The organism is Thalassospira sp. HF15 (assembly GCF_011806525.1).
In the GTDB taxonomy this organism is placed as follows: domain Bacteria; phylum Pseudomonadota; class Alphaproteobacteria; order Rhodospirillales; family Thalassospiraceae; genus Thalassospira.
The window spans coordinates 40,020-66,134 of record NZ_JAAVKI010000009.1 but is presented as its reverse complement, the minus strand read 5'-3'; the positions used below and the strand labels follow the sequence as shown (position 1 = coordinate 66,134).

The 26,115-nt window shown below is 53.6% G+C and carries 23 protein-coding genes; 9 read left to right on the top strand and 14 right to left on the bottom strand.

What is annotated here, in order from left to right:
* The 9 genes from HED22_RS18445 to tldD all read right to left on the bottom strand — a co-directional run bounded on the left by HED22_RS18445 (nucleotide 1) and on the right by tldD (nucleotide 13,219).
* On the bottom strand, nucleotides 1-936 hold the full coding sequence (locus HED22_RS18445) for an ABC transporter permease subunit (RefSeq protein ID WP_167725023.1): 936 nt from the start codon (nucleotides 934-936) through the stop codon (nucleotides 1-3).
* Nucleotides 937-951: 15 nt separating this feature from the next.
* Complete coding sequence (locus HED22_RS18440; protein WP_167725021.1) at nucleotides 952-1,962, bottom strand: ABC transporter permease subunit; 1,011 nt, start codon at nucleotides 1,960-1,962, stop codon at nucleotides 952-954.
* Nucleotides 1,963-2,075: 113 nt separating this feature from the next.
* A complete protein-coding gene (locus HED22_RS18435; RefSeq protein WP_167725019.1) occupies nucleotides 2,076-3,683 on the bottom strand; it encodes an ABC transporter substrate-binding protein in 1,608 nt (535 codons plus the stop codon).
* 405 nt (nucleotides 3,684-4,088) lie between these two features.
* Nucleotides 4,089-5,108: a low specificity L-threonine aldolase gene (locus HED22_RS18430; RefSeq protein ID WP_167725017.1), complete on the bottom strand. Its 1,020-nt coding sequence runs from the start codon at nucleotides 5,106-5,108 to the stop codon at nucleotides 4,089-4,091.
* 73 nt (nucleotides 5,109-5,181) lie between these two features.
* Nucleotides 5,182-6,204, bottom strand: a complete 1,023-nt coding sequence (locus tag HED22_RS18425) for a low specificity L-threonine aldolase (RefSeq protein ID WP_167725015.1) — start codon at nucleotides 6,202-6,204, stop codon at nucleotides 5,182-5,184.
* A 101-nt stretch (nucleotides 6,205-6,305) separates the two neighbouring features.
* Nucleotides 6,306-8,594, bottom strand: a complete 2,289-nt coding sequence (locus HED22_RS18420; RefSeq protein ID WP_167725013.1) for a CHASE2 domain-containing protein — start codon at nucleotides 8,592-8,594, stop codon at nucleotides 6,306-6,308.
* 25 nt (nucleotides 8,595-8,619) lie between these two features.
* Nucleotides 8,620-10,056 (bottom strand): FecR domain-containing protein, encoded by a 1,437-nt coding sequence (locus tag HED22_RS18415; protein WP_167725011.1) that lies wholly within the window; start codon nucleotides 10,054-10,056, stop codon nucleotides 8,620-8,622.
* A gap of 2 nt (nucleotides 10,057-10,058) precedes the next feature.
* Complete coding sequence (locus tag HED22_RS18410) at nucleotides 10,059-11,531, bottom strand: tetratricopeptide repeat protein (protein WP_167725008.1); 1,473 nt, start codon at nucleotides 11,529-11,531, stop codon at nucleotides 10,059-10,061.
* A gap of 254 nt (nucleotides 11,532-11,785) precedes the next feature.
* Nucleotides 11,786-13,219 carry a metalloprotease TldD gene (gene tldD, locus HED22_RS18405; protein WP_167725006.1) on the bottom strand — a complete coding sequence of 478 codons (1,434 nt, stop codon included), beginning with the start codon at nucleotides 13,217-13,219 and terminating at the stop codon, nucleotides 11,786-11,788.
* Between the two features lie 209 nt (nucleotides 13,220-13,428).
* Between tldD and HED22_RS18400 the strand changes: the two genes are divergently transcribed.
* Nucleotides 13,429-14,697: a DUF3422 family protein gene (locus tag HED22_RS18400; protein ID WP_167725166.1), complete on the top strand. Its 1,269-nt coding sequence runs from the start codon at nucleotides 13,429-13,431 to the stop codon at nucleotides 14,695-14,697.
* Between the two features lie 18 nt (nucleotides 14,698-14,715).
* On the opposite strand, the gene HED22_RS18395 is transcribed toward HED22_RS18400, so the two are convergent.
* Complete coding sequence (locus HED22_RS18395) at nucleotides 14,716-15,771, bottom strand: COX15/CtaA family protein (protein ID WP_167725004.1); 1,056 nt, start codon at nucleotides 15,769-15,771, stop codon at nucleotides 14,716-14,718.
* A gap of 253 nt (nucleotides 15,772-16,024) precedes the next feature.
* On the opposite strand from HED22_RS18395, the gene HED22_RS18390 reads away from it, so the two are divergent.
* Together HED22_RS18390 and HED22_RS18385 are read left to right on the top strand one after the other, a co-directional pair.
* Nucleotides 16,025-16,585, top strand: coding sequence for a bifunctional precorrin-2 dehydrogenase/sirohydrochlorin ferrochelatase (locus tag HED22_RS18390; protein WP_167725002.1), 561 nt, complete (start codon nucleotides 16,025-16,027; stop codon nucleotides 16,583-16,585).
* On the top strand, nucleotides 16,582-17,325 hold the full coding sequence (locus tag HED22_RS18385) for a phosphoadenylyl-sulfate reductase (RefSeq protein ID WP_167725000.1): 744 nt from the start codon (nucleotides 16,582-16,584) through the stop codon (nucleotides 17,323-17,325). The genes HED22_RS18390 and HED22_RS18385 overlap by 4 nt, the downstream gene beginning before the upstream one ends.
* Nucleotides 17,326-17,374: 49 nt before the next feature.
* On the opposite strand, the gene HED22_RS18380 is transcribed toward HED22_RS18385, so the two are convergent.
* Both HED22_RS18380 and HED22_RS18375 read right to left on the bottom strand, forming a co-directional pair.
* The gene (locus tag HED22_RS18380) at nucleotides 17,375-18,823 is read right to left on the bottom strand and encodes a deoxyguanosinetriphosphate triphosphohydrolase (RefSeq protein ID WP_368484517.1); all 1,449 of its coding nucleotides are present in this window, start codon (nucleotides 18,821-18,823) and stop codon (nucleotides 17,375-17,377) included.
* Nucleotides 18,824-18,936: 113 nt separating this feature from the next.
* The gene (locus HED22_RS18375) at nucleotides 18,937-19,356 is read right to left on the bottom strand and encodes a hypothetical protein (protein WP_167724998.1); all 420 of its coding nucleotides are present in this window, start codon (nucleotides 19,354-19,356) and stop codon (nucleotides 18,937-18,939) included.
* A 502-nt stretch (nucleotides 19,357-19,858) separates the two neighbouring features.
* Between HED22_RS18375 and gor the strand changes: the two genes are divergently transcribed.
* The 6 genes from gor to HED22_RS18345 all read left to right on the top strand — a co-directional run bounded on the left by gor (nucleotide 19,859) and on the right by HED22_RS18345 (nucleotide 23,965).
* Nucleotides 19,859-21,220 carry a glutathione-disulfide reductase gene (gor, locus tag HED22_RS18370; RefSeq protein ID WP_167724996.1) on the top strand — a complete coding sequence of 454 codons (1,362 nt, stop codon included), beginning with the start codon at nucleotides 19,859-19,861 and terminating at the stop codon, nucleotides 21,218-21,220.
* Between the two features lie 281 nt (nucleotides 21,221-21,501).
* The gene (locus HED22_RS18365; protein WP_167724994.1) at nucleotides 21,502-22,068 is read left to right on the top strand and encodes a hypothetical protein; all 567 of its coding nucleotides are present in this window, start codon (nucleotides 21,502-21,504) and stop codon (nucleotides 22,066-22,068) included.
* The gene (locus tag HED22_RS18360; RefSeq protein ID WP_167724992.1) at nucleotides 22,065-22,568 is read left to right on the top strand and encodes a hypothetical protein; all 504 of its coding nucleotides are present in this window, start codon (nucleotides 22,065-22,067) and stop codon (nucleotides 22,566-22,568) included. The genes HED22_RS18365 and HED22_RS18360 overlap by 4 nt, the downstream gene beginning before the upstream one ends.
* A 20-nt stretch (nucleotides 22,569-22,588) precedes the next feature.
* Nucleotides 22,589-23,062 carry a hypothetical protein gene (locus HED22_RS18355; RefSeq protein WP_254870280.1) on the top strand — a complete coding sequence of 158 codons (474 nt, stop codon included), beginning with the start codon at nucleotides 22,589-22,591 and terminating at the stop codon, nucleotides 23,060-23,062.
* Between the two features lie 7 nt (nucleotides 23,063-23,069).
* Nucleotides 23,070-23,540 carry a hypothetical protein gene (locus tag HED22_RS18350; RefSeq protein WP_167724990.1) on the top strand — a complete coding sequence of 157 codons (471 nt, stop codon included), beginning with the start codon at nucleotides 23,070-23,072 and terminating at the stop codon, nucleotides 23,538-23,540.
* Nucleotides 23,537-23,965 carry a hypothetical protein gene (locus HED22_RS18345; RefSeq protein WP_167724988.1) on the top strand — a complete coding sequence of 143 codons (429 nt, stop codon included), beginning with the start codon at nucleotides 23,537-23,539 and terminating at the stop codon, nucleotides 23,963-23,965. Before HED22_RS18350 ends, HED22_RS18345 begins: the two co-directional genes overlap by 4 nt.
* A gap of 96 nt (nucleotides 23,966-24,061) precedes the next feature.
* Here HED22_RS18345 and HED22_RS18340 read toward each other — a convergent pair whose 3' ends face one another.
* Nucleotides 24,062-25,369: a TRAP transporter large permease subunit gene (locus HED22_RS18340; protein ID WP_167724986.1), complete on the bottom strand. Its 1,308-nt coding sequence runs from the start codon at nucleotides 25,367-25,369 to the stop codon at nucleotides 24,062-24,064.
* Nucleotides 25,370-25,444: 75 nt separating this feature from the next.
* Nucleotides 25,445-26,047: a TRAP transporter small permease subunit gene (locus HED22_RS18335; protein ID WP_167724983.1), complete on the bottom strand. Its 603-nt coding sequence runs from the start codon at nucleotides 26,045-26,047 to the stop codon at nucleotides 25,445-25,447.
* Between the last annotated feature and the right edge of the window lie 68 nt (nucleotides 26,048-26,115).

Sequence of the window (26,115 nt, the reverse complement as noted above, 5' to 3'; positions counted from 1 at the left end):
TTACCGTTTCATCTTGGGATCAAGGGCATCGCGCAGGCCATCACCCATCAGGTTGAAGGCAAGCACGGTGACAAGGATGCAAAGGCCGGGGAAGGTGATCACCCACCATGCAGAGCCCACAAATTCACGGGCTTCGGACAGCATGGTGCCCCATTCCGGCAGCGGCGGCTGCGCGCCAAGGCCCAGGAAGCCAAGGGCGGCAGCATCAAGGATTGCACTCGAAATACCAAGCGTACCCTGCACGATCAGCGGTGCCATGCAGTTTGGCAGGATATTGACGAACATCTGGCGGGTATGACCGGCACCGGCAATCTGCGATGCAATGACATATTCCTTGTTCAGTTCGGAAACGACCGAGGCACGCGTCAGGCGCACATAGTGTGGCAACTGCACAATGGCGATGGCCAGCATTGCGTTTTCAAGTCCCGGGCCGAGGATGGCAACGATCGCCAGCGCCATGATCAGGCTGGGCAGGGACAGCATGATGTCCATCAGGCGCATCACAGCGACTTCAATCCAGCCGCGGAAATAACCCGCAACCATGCCAAGCACGATGCCAGCAATCATCGACAGGATCACAACGGCGACACCGATCGAAACCGACAGCTGCGCGCCATGGATCAGACGCGACAGGATATCACGGCCAACTGCGTCGGTACCAAGGATGTAGCGCGGATCGGCACCTTCCATCCAGATCGGCGGTTTCAGAAACGCGGTGCGGTCCTGGGCAATCGGATCAAACGGCGCGATCCATTGTGCTGTCAGAGCCAGAAACAGGATGACCCCAATGACGATTAGGCCCGTGAAAGCCCCACGATTGGTCTTAAAATATGCCCAAGTCTCACGCATCGGGCTGGGCGGTGCGCCGACCGGTTCAACGGCTGCTTCGGCAACATTTGACGCCGGGGCTGCGGACGGGGTGGTGTTCTCGGTCATGTTTCGCTGCTCCCCTTAACGCTTGTACCGGATACGGGGGTTAACAATCCCGTACAGAAGATCAACGATCAGGTTCATTGACATCACAACGAAGGCAATCATGAGAATGCCACCCTGAATGGTTGGGTAGTCTCGACGGTTCATGGCTTCGATGATCCATTTGCCGATCCCCGGCCAAGAGAAAATTGTTTCCGTCAGGATCGCACCACCCAAGAGGACACCAACCTGCAGGCCAATGACCGTGATCACCGGGATTAGTGCGTTACGCAAGGCATGAATCATGATGACACGGAAGGGGGCTATGCCCTTGGCCCGGGCAACGCGGATATATTCTTCGCCCAGCACTTCCAGCATCGAGGAGCGCGTCATGCGCGCAATGACGGCCATCGGGATCGTTCCCAATGCAACGGTTGGCAGGATCAGATGGCTAACTGCGCTGGTAAATGCGCCTTTTTCACCACTCAGAAGGCTGTCGATCAACATGAAACCGGTGACGGGTTCGAAGAAATACATGACTGACAGACGCCCGGAAACCGGTGTCCAGCCCAAGGTGGTTGAGAAGAACATGATCAGAAGCAGGGCCCACCAGAATATCGGCATCGAATAACCCGTCAGGGAAATTGACATCGTCAGGTGGTCAATCCACTTGCCACGGTTGATGGCGGCTAGGACGCCGAGCGGCACACCAATGAACACCGCAAACAGGATGCCCATCAGGGCCAATTCGACTGTTGCAGGGAACAGGGTCAGAAATTCGTCAATAACAGGCTTTTTGGTGACAAAGGACTTACCAAGATCGCCTTGGAATACACCCACCAGATAATCGAAATATTGGACAATAATCGGTTGGTCAAAGCCGTATTGTGCCTGAAGTTCTGCGTATCGTTCCGGTTCCACGCTGCGCTCGCCGGCCAACATTATAATTGGGTCGCCGGGAATAAGACGGATCAGGAAAAATACCAGAAGGGTGACACCGAAGAAGGTCGGGATGATGTCCCCCAAACGGCGAAACAGGAATCCTAGCATGCCATCGGGCCTTTTTATCTCCGGGCGGATCAAGCCGACCGGATGTCTCTCTCTTTTACGAAATTGCAAAGAGGCCCGGAAATCCGAGCCTCTTTGACAAGATTTTGGTGCGCTTACTCAGCGAGATCGACACCGTAGAAGATGTGACCACCGAACGGATCGATTTTGTAGTCAACAACTTCATTACGGATCGGCTCGAAGACGATCGAATGTGCGATGGTTGCCCATGGTGCTTCACGTTTGAAGACAACCTGAGCTTCTTCGTACAGACGGGTACGCTCAAGAACGTCCGAAGTGGTTTTTGCCTGCTGAATCAGGTTGTCGAACTCTTCGTTGCACCACTGTGCACGGTTTGAGCCACCAACTGCGTCACAACCCAGAAGGACTGCGAGGAAGTTGTCGGGGTCACCGTTATCACCGGTCCAACCGAGCATGAAGGTACCCTGTTCACCTTTTTTGGTGCGCTCAAGGTATTCGCCCCACTCGTAGGATACGATCTCGGCATTCACACCAATCGCAGCCCAGTCAGCCTGAACAAGTTCTGCCATACGGCGTGCGTTCGGGTTGTAAGGACGCTGAACCGGCATGGCCCAGATGTCGGTGGAGAAACCATCCGGGTAACCGGCTTCTGCCAGCATGGCTTTGGCGGCTTCCGGATCATACGGATCATCGACGGTTTCGGTGTTGTAGGACCAGATGGTCGGCGGGATCGGGTTTTTCGCAGCCGAACCGGCACCCTGATAAACACCTTCAATGATGGCGTCTTTGTTGATCGCCATGTTCAGTGCTTTACGAACCTTCGGATCGGTGAACGGCTCTTTCGCGGTGTTGTAACCAAGATAACCAACGTTCAGACCTTCCTGGCTCAGCAGGTTGATGTCGGCGTCTGCTTCCATCTCGGTCAAGTCAGCCGGGTTCGGGTACGGCATGACATGGCATTCACCAGCTTTAAGCTTCTGGTAGCGAACGGTGCTGTCCGGCGTGATGGCAAAGATCAGGTTATCGATTGCCGCTTTGCCTTCCCAGTATTCCGGGAATGCTTTGTAACGGATAACCGCATCTTTCTGATAAGCTACCAGCTGGAACGGACCGGTGCCGACCGGGTTCAAATCAACCGCTTCCGGCGTGCCTGCTTCCATCATCTTGTCAGCATATTCAGCCGACAGAACAGATGCGAAATCCATGGCCATGTTGGCAATGAACGGCGCTTCCGGACGGTTCAGGACGAATTTGACGGTGTAGTCGTCAACTTTGACGATGTCTTTGACGAGATCAGGCATCGACATGGCGTTGAAGTACTCGTAAGAGCCGCCAGAAACACCATGATACGGATGTTCCTTGTCGAACTGACGCATGAAGGTGAAGATCACGTCATCCGCGTTAAATTCACGGGTCGGGGTGAAATCTTCGGTGGTGTGGAACTTTACACCTTTGCGCAGGTTGAAAGTATATTCCTGACCATCAGCCGAAACGTCCCAGCTGGTTGCAAGACCCGGAACAATGGTGGTGGTGCCGCGCTTGAACTGTACCAGGCGGTTAAAGACCTGACGCGAGGACGCATCAAAGGTCGTGCCAGCGGTGTACAGCGACGGGTTGAACCCTTCCGGGCTACCTTCCGAGCAATATACCAGGGTTTTTGCCGAAGCGGCAGTCGGAGCAGCAAGTGCGGTGGCTGCGAGCAGGCCTGCACCAAGTGCCACTTTGACGAAATTCGCTTTCATTAAATGCCTCCCTCAAGGCTGGTCCGAGCAAATCAGTGCGGTCTGCGTGACATTGAGCCAGTCACGTTTGACGACACATTTTGCAACGGACGAGGTTTACCCGATCCAACAGATATGAATGTTGGCAATCGACGAGGGAAAGTAATCAGGGTTTCTACGTATCGTCAACGGTTCCTGCGGGATTTTACGTAGTGCGGCCTCAGGTCCGAATGATGAATTTAAGTCAAGTGTTTGTTATTTTTATGAAATTCACTGTTCAATTTCATCGGGGCAGCACTGCATTTTTTTCAATGCTCGAGGGGTGAAATCGTTAAATCACGTGTTTGAAATGTGCTTTTAAACGATTCATATCTTATTGAATCATAATGATTCGTTTGATTTCATCCGGCTCGTCCGGATGATTTTCTACCCTAGGGTGGTCTTGAGATTGGTGATTTGCACGATATCCGTGTTCCAGGCGGCGACAAAGCGATAAACATCCGTACCAAGTGATGGCCAGCCATGGAACATCAGGCCAGCATCGCGCAACTTTCCAGCCAGTTCAGGGGACATTTTGACAAACAGCTCATTGCCCTCTGCCGCATGGACAAGTGTCGCGCCCTGCCTGATCAGGACCTCTGCAAGCGCTTGTGCTGCTTCATTGGCATGAGCTGCGTTTTTCAGCCAAACGTCATACTGGATATAGGCCAGAAGTTGTGTCGCCAGATAGCGATGCTTGGAATGCAAATGACCACTGCGTTTACGGGCCTGCTCGATCCGCGATTTCAGACTGATGTCAAACAGCACAATTGCATCAACCGCCATCGCGCCATTTTTTGTCGCGCCGAAGCTGATGGCATCGACGCCGGCCTTCCATGTGACATCGGCCGGATGACATTTCAGATGTGCGACCGCATTGGCAAAACGGGCTCCATCCATAAACAGGCGCAGATCATGCTTGCGGCAAACCTCGCCAATCGCGGTGACTTCATCAACGCTGTAAACCGCGCCAAGTTCAGTTGCCTGTGTGATCGCGACACATTCTGGCGACACCGAATGCACGCCGCGATCAACGCGGTCTGCAATGAAGGTATCAAGGCTGCTTGATTCCAGTTTCGCCGCCGGTCCATCCATCGGCAACAGTTTTGCGCCGCCCGTGAAAAAGGCAACGCCTGTGCTTTCATCCTCATTGATGTGGGCCTCGTGATGGCACACAACCCCGCCATAGGGCGAAACGAGTGCCGACAGGCTGATGCAGTTCGCCGCAGTACCTGTTGCTACCGGAATTACCGCGACATCTTTGCCAAACAGTTCGGAAAACGCCGCGTCAAGCTGCTGACTGATCTCGTCGCCGCCATAGGCGGGGGCATTCGCTGATGCCTCTTTTGTCAGAGCTTCGAGAATTTCCGGGCAAAAGGGCGATACATTGTCCGAGGCAAAGTTCATCTTAGATCTCGTTGTTTTTGGTGGCATTGGGGCGGTGATATCACACGCAACATGCGTCCGTGGCAAGGCCGCACTATTGCGCAACGGTTTCTGGCAAGGCTTCGATCATCTCAATCGGACTGTTCCAGGCACAGACAAACCGATAGGCATCCGAACCAAGCGATGGCCATGGGCGGTAAACAATACTTGCATCGCGAAGCTTTTCGGCCAGCAGATCGGTCATGTGAATAAACAACTCGTTGCCCTGCGGATTAAAGGCGGGCGTTGCCCCCATGGCCGAAAGCGATTTGGCAAGTGCCTGTGCCGCTTGGTTGGCGTGGCTGGCGTTGCGCAGCCAAAGGTCATCCTCAAGATAGGCCAGAAGTTGCGCGGCAAGATAGCGATGCTTGGAAAACAGATGGCCGCCCCGCTTGCGGTTTTGTTCGGTTTTACGACGGAGTTCCGGATCAAACAAAATGATCGCATCAACAGCCAGTGCACCGTTCTTGGTAGCGCCAAAGCTCAGAACATCAACACCGGCTTTCCAGGTGATTTCGGATGGATGGCACGCAAGGGCCGCAACCGCATTGGCAAAACGCGCCCCATCCATGAAAAACCGCATTTTGTGTTTCTTGCACACCGATCCAATCGCCTGAATTTCATCCACGCTATAGACTGTGCCAAATTCCGTGCTTTGCGTGATCGCGACACATTCCGGGTCTACCGAATGCATGCCGTTCGAAACGTGGTTGTTCAAATAAACATCAAGCGCGTCGGCCTCTATCTTGGCCGATGGCCCATCCATCCCAAGCAGCTTCGCGCCGCCGCCGTAAAAGGCTACACCGGTCGATTCCGTAACATTGATATGGGCCTGATGATGACACACCACGCCGCCAAACGGGGATACCAGCCCCGAAAGACCAATCACGTTGGCCGCTGTTCCGGTTGCTACCGGCACGACACAAACATCGCGCTCAAACAGTTTTGAAAAGGCTGCATCAAGCTGCTGGCTTTTGTCATCGACGCCATAAGGCAAGGCGCTGGCATCACTTTCGGCGGCAATGGCCGCAAGGATTTCCGGGCAGATCGGTGTGACATTGTCAGATGAAAAATTCATTGGGGCCTCAAATGCATCGGAAAACGACGCGCTACTGCGCAACGGGATCATGCTTGGTGGTATTTCAAGATTGTTTGGATTTGGCGCGCTTGGCAAGTCGGCTATTTGCTGGTCGCGACAAACACACCGTCCCATTCGCGCGATGGCGGCGTTGCCCGGAATAGCGCGATACGTTCTACATAAAGATCATACAGGTCTTCAAGCGACCCTATGTCGCGGGCGATTTCCCGGCACTGCGTGACCAGTTGTTCCGCATCATCCCAGCGTTGGTTGCGATAGGCCGCAAGCATTGCAGCGTGCAAATCGGTTAAGGTTTTGAATTGTGTCTTTGTTGACAAGTCCTTGTCGCCCAACAGGGCAAAAATATGCACCGCTTCGCTTTTGCCTTTAACCGCAATCAGGTCCAGCTCGACAATCGCAAAGTCATTACCAACCCGTCTGGCGACATCTTCACCCAGAACGATATCGACACCATGGTTCTTTGACTGCCCTTCAAGTCGGGCGGCAAGGTTGACCGCATCGCCCAGCACCGAATAGTCAAACCGCTGATCGGAGCCCATATTGCCCACAAGGCAGTCGCCGCAATTAATCCCGATACCGACATTGAGCGGCAAGAAGGTCTCATTGGCCTGATCTGCTTCCTGTTCTCGGTCCGCATTCAACTGCTCAAGCGCACTTCGCATGGCAAGCGCACTATCACAGGCCTTATGGGCGTGATTTTCAACATCAAGCGGCGCGTTCCAGAACGCCATGACGCAGTCGCCCATATATTTATCAATCGTGCCCTCGCGACTAAGAATACATTCGCTCAGTGGCGTCAACAGCCGGTTGATCAGGCGCGTCAGACCCTGCGGATTGGATTTGAAACCTTCCGAGATGGCAGTAAATTCGCGGACATCACAGAACATCAAGGTCATGTCACGGGTTTCACCGCCCAGTTTCAGACGTTCGGGATGTTCGGCCAGCTGTTCGACAAGTGCCGGCGAAAGATAGTTGGCAAAGGCTGCACGCACCTGACGGCGTTCGCCTTCGGTCCGCATGAAGCCAATGGAACTGGTCGCAAGGTAAACTGCCGCCAGTCCGAAGATCGGATATAGCGGATCAATCAGCACAAGTTCCTGTGCGTAGGCCCACCACGAGATGCAAATTGCAATTGCGGCAATCGCCAATCCGATAATAGCCGGCCAAACGGCTCCAAGGCGGGGAACGGTCAAAACAAAGAACATGCCGACGATCAGAAGGACCAGCATTTCGACTTCTGCTGCCCAATAGGGACGGGTCAGGAAATGCTCAAGCAGCATCTGTTCAAGCATTTCGGCATGGACTTCGACGCCCGGGATAACTCGGTCAAGTGGGGTGGAACGCAAATCAAGCAAGCCTGCCGCACTCGTTCCCAGCAACACCATCTTGTTCTGCAAAATCTCTGCCACAACTGTCCCGTCAAGGATGTCGGTTGCCGACAAATACCGATCTTGCTGATGGCCGGTAAAATGCACCCACATATTGCCGGCATGATCGGTCGGGATGGTCACGGCTCCCACACGGACGGACACAATGCCTTCCGAGCTGGTCCAGCGCGTGCCGCCACTCGCACCAGACATCCGCACCAGCATGGTTTTGGGGGCATTTTGTAAAACGCGCAGCATCTCAAGGCTTAATGTCGGGTAAACCGGCTTGCCAATTCCGGGCTGATCATAATCTATGGCGGCCAGTAACGGCACGCGTCGGACAATCCCGTCCTGCCCTGGGGACACATTGACCAACGCATTGCCGGTTGCTGCGTTTTCTATGACATCAAGGTTTTTGGCCGCACTTGGCAATACCGGTACGAAATCTGAAAGCTTGCGTCCAACTTCCCCCGCAGCACTGAAATTGCCAACCTGGCGCGGAAGTCTTTCAAATGTCCCGTTGCGCAGCTGAACAGCGGTGATGACATTGCCCGTACCCTGAATGAACTGGGCAAACAGCTGATCATGGTCTGGCAGTGCTTCGGCTATTTCCGCAATGCGATCATTATCGGGGCTTTGCGGCCAATCATGGATCACGCGCGATGGCGATGTGCGGTCCGGTTCGGCAAAAACCATATCAAAGCCGACAACGGCCGCGCCATTTGCTCGCAGGCGATACAGCAGTTCCGAGAGCTTCGTGCGCGGCCAGGGCCATTGGCCTTCTTCCTGCAAGCTGCGTTCGTCAATATCGACAATACGAACGCCAACGTCTTCAAATTCTCGCGGGGAAATCTGTTGATAAAGGTCGAAAACCGTTAAACGCAACTGGTCAATCACCGGTACATTCTGCCAGCGCAGAATGATGCAGGTGAATAGAACGGCCAGTGGAACGGTGTATTGCAGCCCGGTCAAAAGAACGGATTTGCTGAGGTGCTTGACCATTCAGACTTCCGTCTGTCGTACAAAACTATTCAAGCGTTGCGCTGCCATCTGTGCCAGAGGAATAAGTGGTGGTCGACACATTGAAATCAACGTTGTACGCATCTTTGAATGTTGCGGTAGCCTTGCAACCCAATGTGCCACAGTTCGAATCATAGCTGAAGTCATCGCTGGCGAAGGCTACATTCCCGCTTGCGCTGGTGTAATCGAAAGTCGTCGGGTTGAAGCTGCCGTCGAGAATCCCAGCCTTCCCGGTTAAGCCAGACCCGCTCTGAGTTATGTTTGAAAACTCTATTGCGATTGTACGGTTCGCAAAATCTATTGAAGAACTAAAGCTATAGTCGACATTGGCACCATCTACATTGATGGTGCCAGTCGATACTGAACTTCCAGTGACTTGTCTGAGGCCGTCATAGGTAAATGATTCCGACGAACTTGATGACGCGCTTTGCGTATTGTTGTTCAGGATCATCGTGGTTTCAGCGACATTTTGGGCGCTGTTAACTGTACCCATTTGCGCCATGGCGACTTCAACTGCTTGTGCGCTGGTTGCGCCAGTCTGATTTTGCGCCTGTCCGGTTTGCTGGCTCGTGACAACAGGCTGTTGAGCGGCTGATGAGGCCGAGCTTGAACCCGTCCCGGAATCAGAACCATTGCCAAGTGACGCGGTGCGCACGATATTTGCCGAAAAATCGAAGGTCGCCGCGCTAACCGGGAAACGTGTGGGTGTGGTGACGTTGCTGTCTGAAACGAAAACGCCAAAGTTTTCGCCGGTCACACTTTGTGAATTGCCATCTTGATTAAAGGCGGCAAAGGCCCCGGGACGTGATGTCGTGTCATTGCGCGACAGGCCGGGCCCCTGATTGACTGCCATAAACACCAACTGGTTTGCTATGCTTGCGTCGCTGGTATCAAAACTGCCCGGTACAATCTGGTTTGCTTGTTCGGCTGTCATCGAACGGATCAGGCCAATGGTGCCGCGGATACCAATTGAGCCAACCGGCAGATTGACATCCATGCTGGATGGATTGTTGAGCGGGATTTTGCCGGTCACAAAGCGCATCACGCCCTTGGCCATGTCGGCCACAATGCGTCCGTCGCCGGTGGCCGGGTCATAGACGAATTCGTCAATCGCGACGTCGCTGTTCGGGCCAATGGTAAACACGGTTTCGTCAAGCAACAGGACCTGCATGCCAGCACCAGCCGACGTGATAATGCGATCGCCGAGATAAACCGGCATGCCACTTTCGACCAGAATGCCGACTTCACCAGTGACTTTTGCCAGGGTGATTTCACCGGTGACGGCGGCGGAAACCCCGGCCATTTCGGCCTGTACTTCTGCCTGTGCCGGTTGCGGTGAGACGAGCGACGTGGCGGTCAGAAACGGCGCGCACAGCAAGGCTGTTGTCGCTAGTCGTTGGATTGATTTCTTGCAGTTCAGGGGCGAAATCTTGGCCTTGTGCATCACTAGAACTCCCAGCGGCGTGTCAGAAATACCTGTGCACGTGCATTATGGTATTCGTAGTTGGGAATGTTTGATTTTGTGTTCAGATACTCTCCGGTGATCGACCAGTTGATCGGTGCCAGAAAGCCAAGTATCTGATTTGCCGTTTCGCTATCCCCAAACAAGTCGGTCGGCATTATGTTTGACAGCGGTGCACCATATGTCAGGCGGGTCCGGGTCGTGCGATCCGTGCGGTGTTGCGGCGAGTTGCCGGTCGTCAGGAAATCCGGATCGCGATACTGGTCCATGCCATAACGGATGCTGCCGCTGATGTAACTTCCCCCGCCAAACAGATAAGCATGGATCAGCTCGCCGCTCAAGCTATTGTAACTGTAATAGTTTCTTGCGGCTTCCTTCATCCCGCCTGTCAGGTTCACAGTCGTGCGGTTGTTTGGTGACCAGTTATAGTTTGCCCCGATGCGCGCGCCGTATCGTTGCCCTGAATGCAGGCGAAGTGCGCTGGATTCAGAGGTGTTCTGATAGCGCTCATCGGAATAGCTGACATCGCCATTAAGGTTAAAGAACGGGCGAAGGTTCCAGTCGAGGCGCAGGCGGCCGGTGCGCGCCGTCAGATACTTTTCGCGCGAAAGTGACTGGGCGGTTTGGCTCAGCGTTGGCGTCAGCATCCAGTAGCCGCCGCGAATGCGCGCACCGACATCAGCCGAGAACGAGCCAAGATCAAGCGCATCAAGTTGGACCTGATCACTGCCATAGCCGGTTATACCGGCGAAAATTTCGTGACCTTCCTGATAGCCAAGGTCATAGCTGACGTCGTAGCGGAGGGCACCAATATAGGCGATGTCGTTATTGGGTTTGTCGCTGCTTGAAGTGATGGTGGTTGGCGTGCCGGTCAGAAGCTGGACCTTGTCGTTCGGGGCTGAATTACGGTTGCTGTCGATCTGGCTTCCCAGTGTCAGGGTAAGGCTTTGCGACAGACGTTTGCGGCGGCGTTCAATGGCGCTGACATATTGTCTGATATTGCTTTCGACCTCGGGCGAGATATCCATTTTTAGCAGGCGCTCGAACTGGCTGCGGGCTTCGTCCAGGCTATCAAGTCGGTAGAGCACGATCGCGTAGTAAAGCCGCACCGGCGCAAGATCGGGATCAAGCACAAGAATACGTTCAAGTGTTGCCGACGCACCCCGAACCTCACCACGGGCCAGTTGGGCCTTCGCCCAGCGGAAATTCAGAACAATGTCATCAGGATTGGCCAGGATATCAGCATAGGTGATGTCGCCGCCATCATCGGTACGCAGCAGAAAGTTTGCCCGCGCGGTGACGTCGGTCAATCGGTCGAAATCTTCGGAAAACTGGCGTGCTTCATCTGTGCGCACATCAATACTTTGTTGCGCACGAACTTCGGTTGTTCCGATTGCAAGTGACGTCAAACCTGCTGCGACAAGCGCGGTAACGTACTGCCATCTGCCTGTAGTCAAACTGCTTTCCTGCCGTTGGCAGGTCATGGCAGTCATCGGGGTAAAGGAATATCACGTGGAAAGGTTCGTGACGAAACCCGATGGGGGACCATAACCTGTTTGGAAACGATCAAATCAGATTATGGTCTTTAAAAAGGCAGGGATAGCCATTCGGCAGGTTGGTGTGGGGGCCCTCCCACGGATAGGTTTTGTAACCTTCCGAATAAATAAATTATCGGAAGGTAGTATGTCGCCTATCCGTAGGTCACCCAAGGTTATACCGCAGTTCCGCCGACGGTAAGACCATCAATGCGGAGCGTTGGTTGCCCGACACCAACAGGTACGCCCTGCCCATCCTTGCCGCAGGTGCCAATGCCGTCATCAAGCGCCATGTCATTGCCGACCATGGAAACCTTGGTCAGGCTGTCTGGACCGTTGCCGATCAGGGTCGCACCCTTGACCGGCGCACCAAGCTTGCCGTTTTCAATCAGATAGGCTTCCGATGCAGAGAACACGAACTTGCCGGATGTAATGTCGACCTGACCGCCACCAAAGTTAACGGCATAGATACCGTTTTTGACCGAGGCCAGAATTTCGTCCGGCTCCTTGTCGCCGCCCAGCATATAGGTGTTGGTCATGCGCGGCATCGGGGCATGGGCGTATGATTGACGGCGCCCGTTGCCGGTGGATTTTACCCCGGTCAGGCGCGCATTGAGGCGGTCCTGCATGAAGCCCTTGAGGATACCATCCTCGATCAGGACGGTTTGCTGGGTCGGGGTGCCTTCATCATCAATCGAAAGCGACCCGCGGCGGTCATGGATCGTGCCATCATCCACCACGGTCACGCCGGGCGATGCAATCCGCTGGCCCAGCAGCCCTGCAAACGCAGACGTGCCCTTGCGGTTAAAATCGCCCTCAAGCCCGTGACCGATTGCTTCATGCAACAGAATGCCCGGCCAACCCGGTCCAAGCACCACGGTCATTTCACCCGCAGGGGCGGCGACCGAATCAAGGTTCACAACAGCTTGACGAAGCGACTCATCAACGGCCTTTTTCCAGGTTTTTTCATCAAAGAACCCGTCATAGCCAATACGACCGCCTTCACCGTGCGATCCGGTTTCCATACGGTCGCCCTGCTTGACAACGACCGAGACGTTGAAACGGACCAGCGGGCGAATATCGCCAATGCGCTGTCCGCCGGAACGCCAGATCTGAACAGCCTGCCAGTTTCCGGAAATCGATGCCGAAACCTGCACGACACGCGGATCGCGTGACCGGGCATAGGCATCAATTTGCGCCAGCAGATCGACCTTGGCCTCGAAGGTGGCTTCACCCAGCGGGTTCACGTCCGAATAAAGCGAAATGTTGGTGCCAATCGACCCCAGATCGACCTTGCCCGAACGGCCCGATCCAACCGCCTTGACGGTCTCGGCTGCACGCGCCACCGCATCATTGGACAGTTCGTTGGAATGCGAAAAGGCGGTGGCTTCATCAGCAACAGCGCGCAGGCCAAAGCCCTGTGCGGTATCAAAGTTCGCACTGCGCAACCGGCCATCATCCCAGACAAGGCTTTCGGATTGGCGATATTCAAGGAAAAGTTCCCCGTCTTCGGCAGCGTTAAGCGCATCATTGACCTGTGTTTCAAGCCGGTCGCGATCAAGATCCCCTTTGGCGAAAAACAGATTGTCGGTGGTGCGAAGATCGGTCATGGAACCTCCTTGGGGCCGGGATCGTTCGGCCAGAGAAAATGTCTTTCCCGGTATAATATTCCAGTTAAGGCAGTATTTTCCCTTACTCAATTTAGGGTTTCTAGTGCCTTCGACTTTCGTCTATACAGGTACTTGTTCGGGCACAGAGCTGTGCGACGGCCCGAGTGGTTTATATAGACCGCAATAACCAATTATGAAAGCCCGTGGCAATGTTTGTCGAACATCCCCAGCGCGTCGCCCTTCATAATGAAATCCATGCCCGGCCATTTGGCGGGGTGACGAGTCCGGCACGCTGTTCTTGCCTTGCCTTTCAAACGGGCGAAGACCTTGATCAGGCGGTGCGCGATCATTTCACCGCATTTTGCAAACGCTATAGCCTGACGCCACCAGCTGCAGATCAGAAATATTTTGAAGCTGCCTGTGACGGGTTTTCCGTGATCTGGGAACGGCATGCGGAATTCACGGTGTATGTGTTCAAGCGGACCGAACCGTTCGACAATCCGTTTGATGACCCGGTGATCAATCTTGTGCCGCGTGACTGGCTGGATGAAACCCCCGGACAGTTGCTGGTTGGCTTGCACATCGTTGTCGACAAGGCCGACCGTGGCGAAGATGAACTGTCCCGGCTGTTTGATCATAACGGCCTGACGGGAAGCCGGATATTGGGGGGCACCGCACAGGTCTGGACAGATTTTCGCCTGCATGGTGACGGGTTTGGCCGTATCCTGATCAAGGATTGCGGCCTGGAGCATCTTCAGGCCGGGCGTCTGGTGCAGCGTCTCAAGGAAATTGAGGTCTATCGTATGATGGCCCTGCTTGCCTTCCCGCTGGCGCATACCGCGACGCCAAAGGTTTCGGAAATTGATACCCGCCTGTCGGAAATTACCGCTGAAATGGCCAGCAAGACCCAGACCAACGATGAAGAAACTCTGGCGAAACTGACCGACCTTGCCGCCCAGACAGAGGAAATGGCAGCGTCACTTAATTACCGCTTCAGCGCGGCGCGCGCCTATTACCGCATCGTTCAGGCCCGGTTGGGCGAACTCCGCGAAGAACGGATCGAGGGCATGCAAACGATTGCCGAATTTCTCGAACGTCGATTGGCCCCGGCCATGCGGACCTGCCAGAATATCGGGGATCGGTTGGAAGTTCTGTCAAAGCGTGTTGCGCGTGCCAACAACCTGTTGCGGACCCGCGTTGATATCCTGCTTGAAGCGCAAAACCGTGATCTTCTGGCCAGTATGGATCGGCGCGTGAAATTGCAGCTGCGCTTGCAACAAACCGTCGAAGGGCTGTCGGTTGCCGCCATCACCTATTATGCGGTCGGGTTGTTGGGCTATCTGTTCAAGGCGATCAAGGATACCGGCGTCCCGATCAATGACCGGGTTGCCACCGGGGTTGCCGTGCCGCTGGTGCTGGGCGCAATCTGGTTCTCGATGCACCGCATCCGCAAGGCGCTGCATCGATCAGATGACTAAGTCCGGCGGCTTCTCAGCTTAATCGGCGTTACGCAGTTTGTAGGCCGCATAGGTTGCAGTACCAACCAAGACAACTGCACCGGCCTGATGCGCCACACCAAGTGGCAGCCATACAACACTCAGAAGCGTTGAAATACCAAGGGTAACCTGAAGGCAGGCTGCAAGCAGGACCAGATGGGTGGCAAAGCGTTGATTGGCGGTGAGGTCCCATTTGCCAGCCCGCCACCAGAAGATCAGTACCATCACAAAGGTCAGCTTTGCCAGCCAGCGATGATCCCACTGAACTGTCATGTGATCTTCAAACGGGGCCCGCCAGGCCGGATCAAACACGAACAGGCCATCAGGGATCAGTTGTCCATCCATCAGAGGGAAGGTGTTGTAAACATGCCCGGCATTGAGGCCGGCAACAAAGCCCCCGGACAGGGCGGTGAACACGATCAGGCCCAATAACTGCCACGCGCGCGTTGAAGATGCGGTTGTTGCGATACGTGGGCTAAGCTGTTGCAACGCGACCCAAAGCAGCGCGATGAAAATCACCAGTGCCAGTCCGAAATGAGCAGTCAGGCGATACTGGCTGACATCCGGGCGATCGACCAGACCGCTCATCACCATGTACCAGCCCATCAGGCCTTGCAGACCACCGAGGATGAACAGCCCCCAGAGCTTCCACTTGGTGGCGCGGTCAATTGACTTTTTCGCCAGGAACCAGACGAACGGGATGAAGAACACCACCCCGATCAGCCGTCCCCAAAGGCGGTGGATGAATTCCAGCCAGAAGATCGATTTGAAATCCTCGACCGACATCCAGGCGTTGATTTTCTGAAACTCCGGATACTGGCTGTATTTGATATACAGCGCCTGCCAGTCCGCTTCATTCATCGGCGGAATGATACCGGTGAAGGGCCGCCATTCAACAATGGAAAGCCCGGATTCTGTCAGGCGCGTCAATCCACCGATCACCACCATGATGAATACCATCGCCGCACAGGAAAACAGCCAGATGGCGACGTTCTTGTTGGCCTGTGGTTGCGCAAGGCTGACTTCGGACAGGGCGGGGGAGGCACTGCTGGACATCTGGACGCTCTCTTGTCGGTATCTTCTGTCGGACGGGTTTTGAAATTTGGCCCAATATAGGGCGATTTTGCAAGAATTGCAGAAAAAGCTTTACGCGAAGGTCGGGGCAAATGGATCAGTGCGGGGTGGGCAAATAACCACAAATAATTTATGTTATTTAAAGATAAAACACATAAAAAATGTATTGAATAAATAAATAACCACACTCATAGTGATGGGTAATAGAGAGAAACCCGCTACTCGAGGATCGACGATGTTTCCCATCAATCTGGACCTGACGCGACTTTCGGTCGCTTTGGTTGGCAACGGTCAGGCCACCCTGAACCGTTTGCGCCAGTTTGACGGTGATGGGGCAAAATACGTCACCGTCTATTCTGAAGACCCGATACCCGAACTGGTCGATCAGGCCGGTGACCGGTTGCAGCGCTATTTGCCGAATTCGGCCGATATTAATGCGGCCTCGATCATGTTTATCATCGACATTGACCTGAAAAAGGCAGCTGAGCTGGCATCCACTGCCAAGGCCGTCGGTACGATTGCCAATGTCGAGGACGTAAAACAATACTGTGATTTTTCGTCACCCGCGCGCGTTCAGCGCGGTGATCTGATGATCACGGTGTCGACCAACGGCCACAGCCCGCGTCTTGCCGGTCGGATCCGCCGCGCCCTTGAAAAATGGCTGGTGCCAAGCTGGGACCAACGTCTGCGTGAATTGTCCAAACAGCGTGAGAAATGGAAGGCCGACGGGGCTGATATGCAAACCCTTCTGCGCAAGACCGATGAATACATCGATCAGCGGAGGTGGCTGCCATGAATGTCATGCGCGAAGAAGACATCGTCACCGGCGGCTCCATGTCTGTTGAGGAAGCAAACGATCGCGCTGCCCGTCTGCTTGATCAATATGGTCACCTTCAAGGTGTGTCGCTGATCGAACCGATGGTGCACGAAGAGTTCAATGGTCGCATCACCATGACCTCGTCCTTTGGGACCGAGGCCGCGGCACTTCTGGCACTGGTCGCGGAAGTTGATCCGAACTTGCCGGTGATCTTTCTGGATACCCGGAAACTGTTTGGTGAAACCCATACCTATCGCGAGCAGTTGGTTGATCAACTGGGCCTGACCAACATCAAGATTATGCGTCCGGACGAAAAGAAGCTTAAGGCCGAGGACCCTGACGGGATGTTGTTCGCCTCCGATGTGCCGAAATGCTGCTATTTGCGCAAGGTGGAGCCGCTTCAGCGCGCGCTTGAAGGCTATGATGCCTGGCTGACGGGGCGCAAACGTTTCCATGGTGGGGAACGTGATGCTTTGCCGGTAATTGAACCGGCAGGATCGCGCATCAAGATCAATCCGCTGGCGGGCTATCAGCGCGAAGACATCGATGACATCTTTGAACATCGCGCGCTGCCGCGTCATCCGCTGCAGGCCGAAGGGTTCCTGTCAATTGGCTGCATGCCCTGCACCGAACGTGTTGACCCCAACACGACCGATGTCCGTGCCGGGCGTTGGGCCGGGCAGGACAAAACCGAATGCGGCATTCACTACATTATCTAAGCCCAATCAGGCTTTAACAAAAAACCCGGCCATCTGGCCGGGTTTTTTGTTAGATCGTAATGCCCTGAAGCTTTCGAAATAGCGTCACCGCATAGCGGTCTGTCATGCCGGAAATATAATCCATGACCCGCATCAGGCGACTATACAGGTCCGGGGCTGCCATCAGCTTGCCGGATAAAAGCTTGTCGATGCGGTCCGCTTGTGGCGGCAGGCGTTTGCCGTGATTTTTATGCTCGTCAATATCAATTGCCGCGCGCACAAAGCTATCAAGCAGCCCATTGATGACTTCAAACCCGGCCATTTCAATCGGCAGGACATGCGGCGCATTATAGATCTTTTGTACGGCGAGTTTCTTGCACGCCTTGGCATAGGGACCAAGCGGAGTATTTGCCAGAAGATCGCCTTCGATGGTTCCGGCAAGCAACGCATCTTCATGTTCGATGAAGGCATCAACAGCGGCCTTGACCAGATTGCCAATCGCCTTGCCACGCAGGAAACCAATCCTGTCGTCTTCGGATTTTTCCGCATACCAATCCTCGGCACGCAGATCTTTCCAGCGTTGTTCGGCATCGCCATCATATTTTTCCGGATGACGGGCAATCGGCGCGAGCGCGCGTTCGACTTCCTCGAAACTCACACAACCCAATTCCCAGCCATCCTCCAGATCGACAACCGAGTAGCAAATATCATCAGCCGCCTCGACCAGGTAGACCAGCGGATGACGTCGCCATGCGCCATCAAATCCTTCAAGCGGTGACAGGCCGCAGACACGTGCAATTGCATACGCAATGTCGCGCTCTGCCTGATAATAGCCGGGTTTTTTAAGGCCTGTGTATTCCTTGCGGCGCGCATCGGGGACAGAGGTGCTGCGCGGATATTTGATAAAGCTGCCAAGCGTGCCGTAGGTCAGGTTAAGCCCACCGTCAAAGCGTTTCATTTCAAGCTGGCTGATGATGCGCAAACCTTGCGCATTGCCTTCGAAATGACGCAGGTCTTCAAGCTCCGGCCCTGACAGGCGCGATGTCAGTTCATCCTTGGCAAGGCGCGATGTGGTGAACCATTCATTGATGGCGTCTTCGCCGGAATGGCCGAATGGAGGGTTGCCGATATCGTGCGCAAGGCAGGCTGCCTGAACCATATAGCCGATATCGGCCACCGTCGTTTCCGATTCCTTTGGCAGGTTCTTGACGATATGCGCACCGGCCATAAGGCCCAATGATTGTCCGACCGAGCCGACCTCAATCGTGTGGGTCAGGCGGGTATGGACATGATCATTTTCCGAAAGGGGATGTACTTGCGTTTTGTTTTGCAGACGGCGGAAGGAGGATGAAAAAATCACCCGGTCGACATCAATCTGAAACGGGCTTCGGCCATCCGGTGTCGGATAGGGGGCACCTTCGGGCAGGCGAATTTTGCCATCCTTGAATTCAAGCCGATGAGAAGAAAGAAGATCTTCCCAGCGCATTTTATCGCCAGACCCTTGCGCAGACGACGCCACTGTTAAACCCCTGTCCGTATCCAGTTTTGTATATCGGCCAACCTTAGCGGGCCGGGGAGTCCGGTGCAATCGGACAAAACAGCTTGTTGCCGATTGCACCTGAATTCAGGCAATCAGCCAAAGAACCAGCTTTGCGGGTTGTCAATCGGACGCCCGTTAAGCGCGCGCAAGAGCCCGATCACATTGCGCCCGATAAACCAGGCGGTGGTGTAAAGCCCCATCAGGCCCATAAAGGCCCAGCCAATCAGCGGTACCCAGCCGATCACAACAAAGAAGAACCCGGTGATAATGGCGTAGAGAATGCTGATCCAGAATGTGCGGATCACAAATGTGTAGTGACTGTTGGTCCAGTGATTGTCGTCTTCACGCGCGATATAGGACACAATCAGCGCGATAAAGCCTGTGGCAAACGCCGTAAACAGGGTTGCGATCATCAGCCCATAGCAAACAAGGGCCGTGTTCCCGCCGCGCTCGTCAGTGTAGCGCGGTGCCGTGTCAAAAGACGCATCCTGACCGTGGATATGGTCGTTCATGGATAAAATCCTATCAAGTTGTCGCAATCCCCATCGCGTCTTTTTAGGGTCAGGACCCATTAATTTGATTTAAATGGCAGACGTTATATTTGTAAAACCCAAGGAAAAGCCCGCAGGGTGGGCTGGTATCCCGGCCAAGGGGTTTGACGCAGGAGTTTGCAAATATAACGTCTGTCCTTCGGATTAACCGGATTTGCACGGGCTACTTTGTCGTAAAACCTTGAAAGATAAATATCTTCCTGCGGTTTTGCTTCGCGTATCCGCACAAATTCGGTGAACCATTTAAACCAAATTAATGGGTCCTGACCCTAATCATATAGGGCGAAAGTTTAAAAATGCTAACGCCCGTTGGTATCTTTGTCACCAAGGTGTGTTGAGCCACTGTGATAGCCTGCATCACACAATTTTTACGCCGATATTACCGGGTTTTGCCTCGACTCTTGGCAAATTCGCCCTACATTTGGCGCCATGTTGTCAATTGACCCAAAACAGGAATTTCCGCATGTCGGACTATGATTTTGATTTGTTTGTTGTCGGTGCCGGATCGGGGGGCGTGCGTGCCGCCCGTGTCGCATCGGGATATGGCGCAAAGGTCGCCATTGCCGAAGAAAGTCAGGTCGGTGGGACCTGCGTGATCCGCGGCTGTGTGCCCAAGAAACTGCTGGTCTATGGCGCACACTTTGCCGAGGATTTTGAAGACGCATCAGCCTATGGATGGACCCTTCCGGGCGAGCCCAGCTTTAGCTGGAAGACCCTGATCGCCAACAAGGATGCCGAGATCAATCGTCTCAATGGCATCTATAAAAAGCTTCTGGCCGGCTCAAATGTCGAACTGTTTGAAAACCGTGCGGTTCTCAAGGATGCTCATACCCTTGATGTTGGCGGCAAGACGGTCACGGCCGAGCGCATCCTGATTGCTGTTGGCGGGACGCCGGTGATGCCCGACATTCCGGGCATCGAACATGCGATTTCTTCCAATCAGGCCTTCCATCTTGAAGATCTGCCCGAACGGATCGCGGTTGTGGGGGGCGGCTATATCGCGGTTGAGTTTGCCGGTATCTTCGCTGGTCTTGGCGCGAACGTAACCCAGTTCTATCGCGGTGAGCAGATCCTGCGCGGCTTTGACAATGATATCCGCAATCATCTGGCCGAGGAGATCGTTAAAAAGGGCATTGATCTGCGCCTGAATACCAATGTCACGGCGATTGAGAAGAATGATGACGGTTCATTGACTCTGACGCTGACCGGCGGTGGCCATCAGGAAGTCGATGCCATCATGTTTGCCACGGGGCGCGAACCCAAAACCCATGGTCTGGGCCTTGAGCAGGCCGGTGTGGAACTCAATGACAGAAGTGCCATCAAAACCAATGCCGGGCTGCAGACCAGCGTGCCCAACATTTATGCCGTTGGTGATGTGCGCGATCACGTGCAACTGACCCCGGTTGCGATCAAGGAAGGCATGGCCTTTGCCGATACGGTTTATGGCGGTAAGCCATGGTCAATGTCCTATCAGGCCATCCCGACTGCTGTTTTCAGCCAGCCACCGGTTGGCACTGTTGGCCTGACAGAGGAAGAAGCACGCGATAAAGGCAAGGATGTCGAAATCTATAAATCGACCTTCAAGCCAATGCGCCACACGCTTTCGGGCCGTGATGAAAAAACCCTGATGAAACTTATTGTCGATAAAACCACCGATGTGGTGCTGGGCGCGCACATGGTTGGCCCGGATGCGGCTGAAATCATTCAGGGCATCGGCATTGCAGTCCGCATGGGCTCAACCAAGGCCCAGTTCGATCAGACCGTTGCGGTTCATCCGTCGGCGGCGGAGGAATTCGTCACCATGCGCTTCGCGGTTGCGGATTAGGTAGTTCATATCGCTTCATCTTTAGGGGGCGGTTGTCTTACCCTGGTTGCTCACAAGAGAAAAAGGCGGAGTCAATTGGCTCCGCCTTTTTCGTTCAGATCAATTGCGAAAACAGCCCTCCTTGAGGATAGTAAATCCTGTCGTGAATAATATTGTTGCAATTATCACAAGGAAATCTGTCGTTTGTTCTTGTCAGAGTTGTTGAGCCAGATGTTCAAATCTGCTTTAGTCTGTTGCTCGATTATGGTGGGTATGGTTTCCGGTTTTCAGGGGGAAACGGTATGAAGAAGTTTGCAGGCAGAGCGGGAACCGTGATCTTGTGTGCTCTGATGCTTGCGTCATGTGTGACGCACAACGAATACGCAATGCAAATCGGGGCACCACCTCTTGATGAGGGCGAAACAACAGTATCTCTCCGTGCGATTCAGCAACGTTCTTTTGATACTCTAGAGGCCAAACGTATTGTTGCCGCATCGGCTGCAACCTTGCAGGACTTGGGCTTTAATGTCACCGCCTCCTCGGGCGGTTATGGTGTTCTCGCTGCCTCAAAGGAGAGGGACGCAGTCGAAACCGGGGAAGTGGCTGGACAGGTATTTCTTGCGATATTGGCGGGTTTGGCAGGTTCTTATCATCAGGTCGTTTACGACGAGAGTCAGAAGATCAATGTTTCATTGCTGGTGAGTGAGGCACCAGGTGGCAGTTCAAATGTGCGGGTGATTTTTGATCGACACATTACAAATAACCAAGGACTGCTCTGGCGCGCAGAGGTAATCAAAGACCAAGAAATATATCAGGAGTTCTTTGATCGTCTTTCGGAAAGCCTATTCTTGGAGGCGCATACGCTATGATTTCCAGACATCTGAAGATAGTTTTCCTGATCTGCGGTGTTCTTGCTCTTGGTGCCTGCCAAACCACACAGGAAGTCATCTTAAGTCAAAAAAGCGCGCTAGAAATGCGCTCGATCCAGAGTCGTGTGTATGACACTGACGATCAGCCGAAAGTTTATCGCGCGGTATTGGCTGTAATGCTCGATCTTGGCTACGCGATTACTTCGGTTGACCCTGAAGCTGGTGTTGTGAGTGGTAACAAGCTTGCCAAACTGGATCTGACTGCGTCTGTAGCAGCACGGGGGGAAGAGCAGAGTGTTGTTCGTGCAAATGCTGTTGTTCAAACAGCGCCAAACCTAGCGCCAATGCAAGTGGACGCTCCCGAATTTTATCAACAACGGTTTTTTGAGCCGTTGTCGGAAGCATTGTTTCTGGAAGCAATGGATGAAGAGCTGACTGCCGAGGAAGAAGAGCAACTGAGTGTTGATCAGAAAACGCAGGACAGTCTTGAGCAGCAATAACTTAACATAAGGGATCGCAGATGTTTTACAGGATGAAGCTAGCCGGTATGGTCGTAGGCTTATCTATCTTGACCTTGGCTGGCTGCAAATCGGTTCAGACCCATAGTGCAGATGTTCAAGCTGCATCGGCTACTGATGAACGTCTGACTGTCGGAACTGTTCAACGTGAAATCAAAATCGGTATGTCGTCTAGCGAAGTGGTTTTGGTTCTTGGTTCCCCGAACATGGTAACCACAGATAGTGAGCGACGGGAAAACTGGGTTTACGACAAAATCTCAACGCAACAAGTCTACTCGACATCAAGCGGTGGCGTGAATGCTCTAGTGTTAGGTGGAGCAGGTGTTGGAGCTGGCATCGCGGGCGGTGCTGGTGGGGTAGGATATTCGAGCAGTTCCGGTGCTTCATCAACAACTCAAAAGACCCTGACGATCGTAATCAAATATGATCATGAGAACAAAGTTCGCGATTTTGCGTATCGTTACAGCAGCTTCTGATTTCACGATGAAAAAACACCTGTTTCTTTTGCTGCTCGCTCCATTTCTGGTTTCTGCTTGTGTAACCAAAGGTAATCAGATGGCGGCGTTTTCATCAGAAGTTTCGCAAGTCCAACAGCGGAAGATTGACAGCCGTATGTTTGAGACGGGTGACGAGACGTTGGTTCTTCAGGCTGTTGTTGGAGTTCTACTGGATACTGGCTTCAAAGTGACAGAAACGAATATGGCTCAAGGCTTGATTTCGGCTCAGAAAGGCAAGTCGGGTTTTGGTCTCTTCGCTGGAAGAGATGTCCGAATTACGGTAACGACCTTCAAAGTGACTGAATCTAAAGTTCGCGTTCGTGCGACTTTGCAAGATATCTCGACAGGTATGGATCCACGCTACATACGTGGAGAGCAGGTTCGAGACGCACGCGTCTATCAAGAGTTCTTTGATAAACTCGCGCAATCACTATTCTTGGAAGCCAATCAGGTATGATTACAAAATTGCTTAAGTCTTTAACTGTTGCGGGGCTATTTGTGTCGCTGGCGGCATGCCAAACCAATTCTAAAGACCAGATCCTTTCGATGGATTCTAGTCAGGTAGCTTTGCGGAGTGTTCAATCAAGAGTATTCGATACGTCTGATCAGAACCTGACGACCAGGACGGTTATTGCCACTCTACAAGACTTGGGCTTTACCGTCGAAAAAGCAGATACCGAGCTCGGTTTGGTTAGTGCAGTAAAGGTAAACGACTATCTTGTTAAAATGACGGTCACTGCGAGGCAGCACGGTGCGGGCCAAACTCTGGTGCGCGCAAGTGCTCAACACAACATGCAGGCGATTAGTGATCCAGTGCCTTACCAGCAGTTTTTCGATAGTTTGGCGCAGGCAATGTTTCTAGAAGCACATGAGTTCAATTAGATTATTCTGACCGCCGGTTTGTGTTCAGATCAGTTGGCCTCAGAAGACCAAAAAAAGGGCGGAGCCATGTCTCTACCCTTTTTTTGTTTGGTGGTCTTAACCCCCGGCAAGGCCCGGGAAGATGATCAGAAGGGCGACCGCCAAAATCTGCAGGCAGATAAACGGCAGAAGCGATTTGAAAATATCGCCCAGTGATATGTCGGGTGGCGCGACCGATTTCAGGTAAAAGGCCGCAGGCCCAAACGGCGGGGACAGGAAGCTGACCTGCATGTTCATGGCAAACAGCACGCCAAACCAGACCGGGTCAAATCCAAGCTGTTTTACGATCGGCACAAAGATCGGCATGGTCAAAAGGGCGATACCCACCCAATCCAGGAACATGCCCAGCACGAACAGGATCAGCATCATGAACAGGATGATGATGGTCGGATCTTCGGAGATGCCGGTAATCAGGCCCGATACAAAGCGGATGCCGCCCATCAGGTTAAACACGCCGACAAGGGCGGATGCCCCGATCCCGATCCAGACAATCATGCCACAGGTCGAAAGCGTTTGAACTGCCGCGCCTTTAAGCATGGTAAGTGAAAATTCACGGCGCAAAATGGTCGAGGCAATCACACCGGCCACACCAACGGCCGAGGCCTCGGTCACTGAGGCGATGCCGCCATAAATCGATCCAAGAACACAGAACACGACCAGAATGGGCAGGAAAAGCCCCTTGAGCAGGCGTACTTTTTCTTCGCGCGGGATTTTTTCAGTCTGCGGCGGTGGGGCGATGTTGTCGCCCGTGTAAGAACGAAACAGCACGTAGGCGACATAGAAACCCGCGAGCATGAAGCCCGGTAAAAAGGCCGAGGTAAACAGATCGCCAATCGAAACGTTTGCGGTCAGGCCATAAATGATCAGAACAATCGATGGTGGCACCATGGTGCCCAGCGACCCGCCGGCACAGACCACCCCGATAGCAAGGTTCTTGTCATAGCCCTGTCGCAGCATCTGGGGCAGGGCAATCAGGCCAAGCAGAACAATCTCGCCGCCGATAATACCGCTCATGGCGGCCAGAATAACCGCAACAAAGATCGTCTGAACGGCAACGCCCCCCTTGAGCCTGCCGCCAAACAGGCGCATGGCATCAAACAGGTCGCGCGCAATGCCTGATCGATCAAGGATCGCCGCCATCAGCACGAACATCGGCACCGAGACGAAAACAAAGGATGAAACAAATGAATAGACCCGGCTGGTAATCAGCGGCACCGCCATCGGGCCAAACCAGCCAAGGGTAAAGATCAAGGCAATCAACAGCGTGACAAACGCCAACGGCATGCCGGTTACCAGGAAACCAAGCAGCATGACGAACATGGCAAGTGTGCCGTACTCGATGCCTAGGGACTGTAAATCAAACATCTAAATGTATCCTGTTGCGCTGCTTGGCGAGGCCGTAACAAGGCGCATCAATGAATTGGGCACGAGGCGCGCTGATTATTCGGTTGAAGTGTGCGATGCGGGCATGATCGGTGGCTTGCGGGCATAATTGACGGCCTGAACCAGAAACTGAACCATCAAGACAATCAGAACCACCAACAAAAATACCTTGAGCACGCCCGGGTAGGGCGCGTTGAACGCACTGCCGGTCGTTTCAAAATGAATGTCGCCAGTCGGGGTAAAGACGGCGCGTTCGACCATCAGCCAGGATGCCCAGGCAAAGAAGCCCGATGCGATCATGCAGATCACCGAGATAAAGATATCAAGGGTCTTGCGCATTTTCGGTCCGGCAATGTCATAGAGCAGCACAACACGAATATGCTTGTCGCGCGCAGCACAAAAAAGGCCACCAAACACAAATCCGACCGCACAGATAAACGTCGTCGTTTCATGTGCCCACAAGGTCGGGCTGCCAAAAACATGACGTGCCACGATTTCATAAATCAGGGTTGCCATGGAGATCAGAAAACCAATGGCAAAAACATTGGAGATCTTTGTGATTACCTGACCCAGAAGACCGGATACCTCGGTCGCCTGTTCGGTGTTTTCTACGAGTTCGGGAAGTTCTGGCAACGGTGCATGTTGCGGGGTGTCAGACATAACTGCGTTCCTTGCATCAACAGGAAATACAATCCGGCAAGGAGGGAGGCCTTTGGTCCCGATACGTC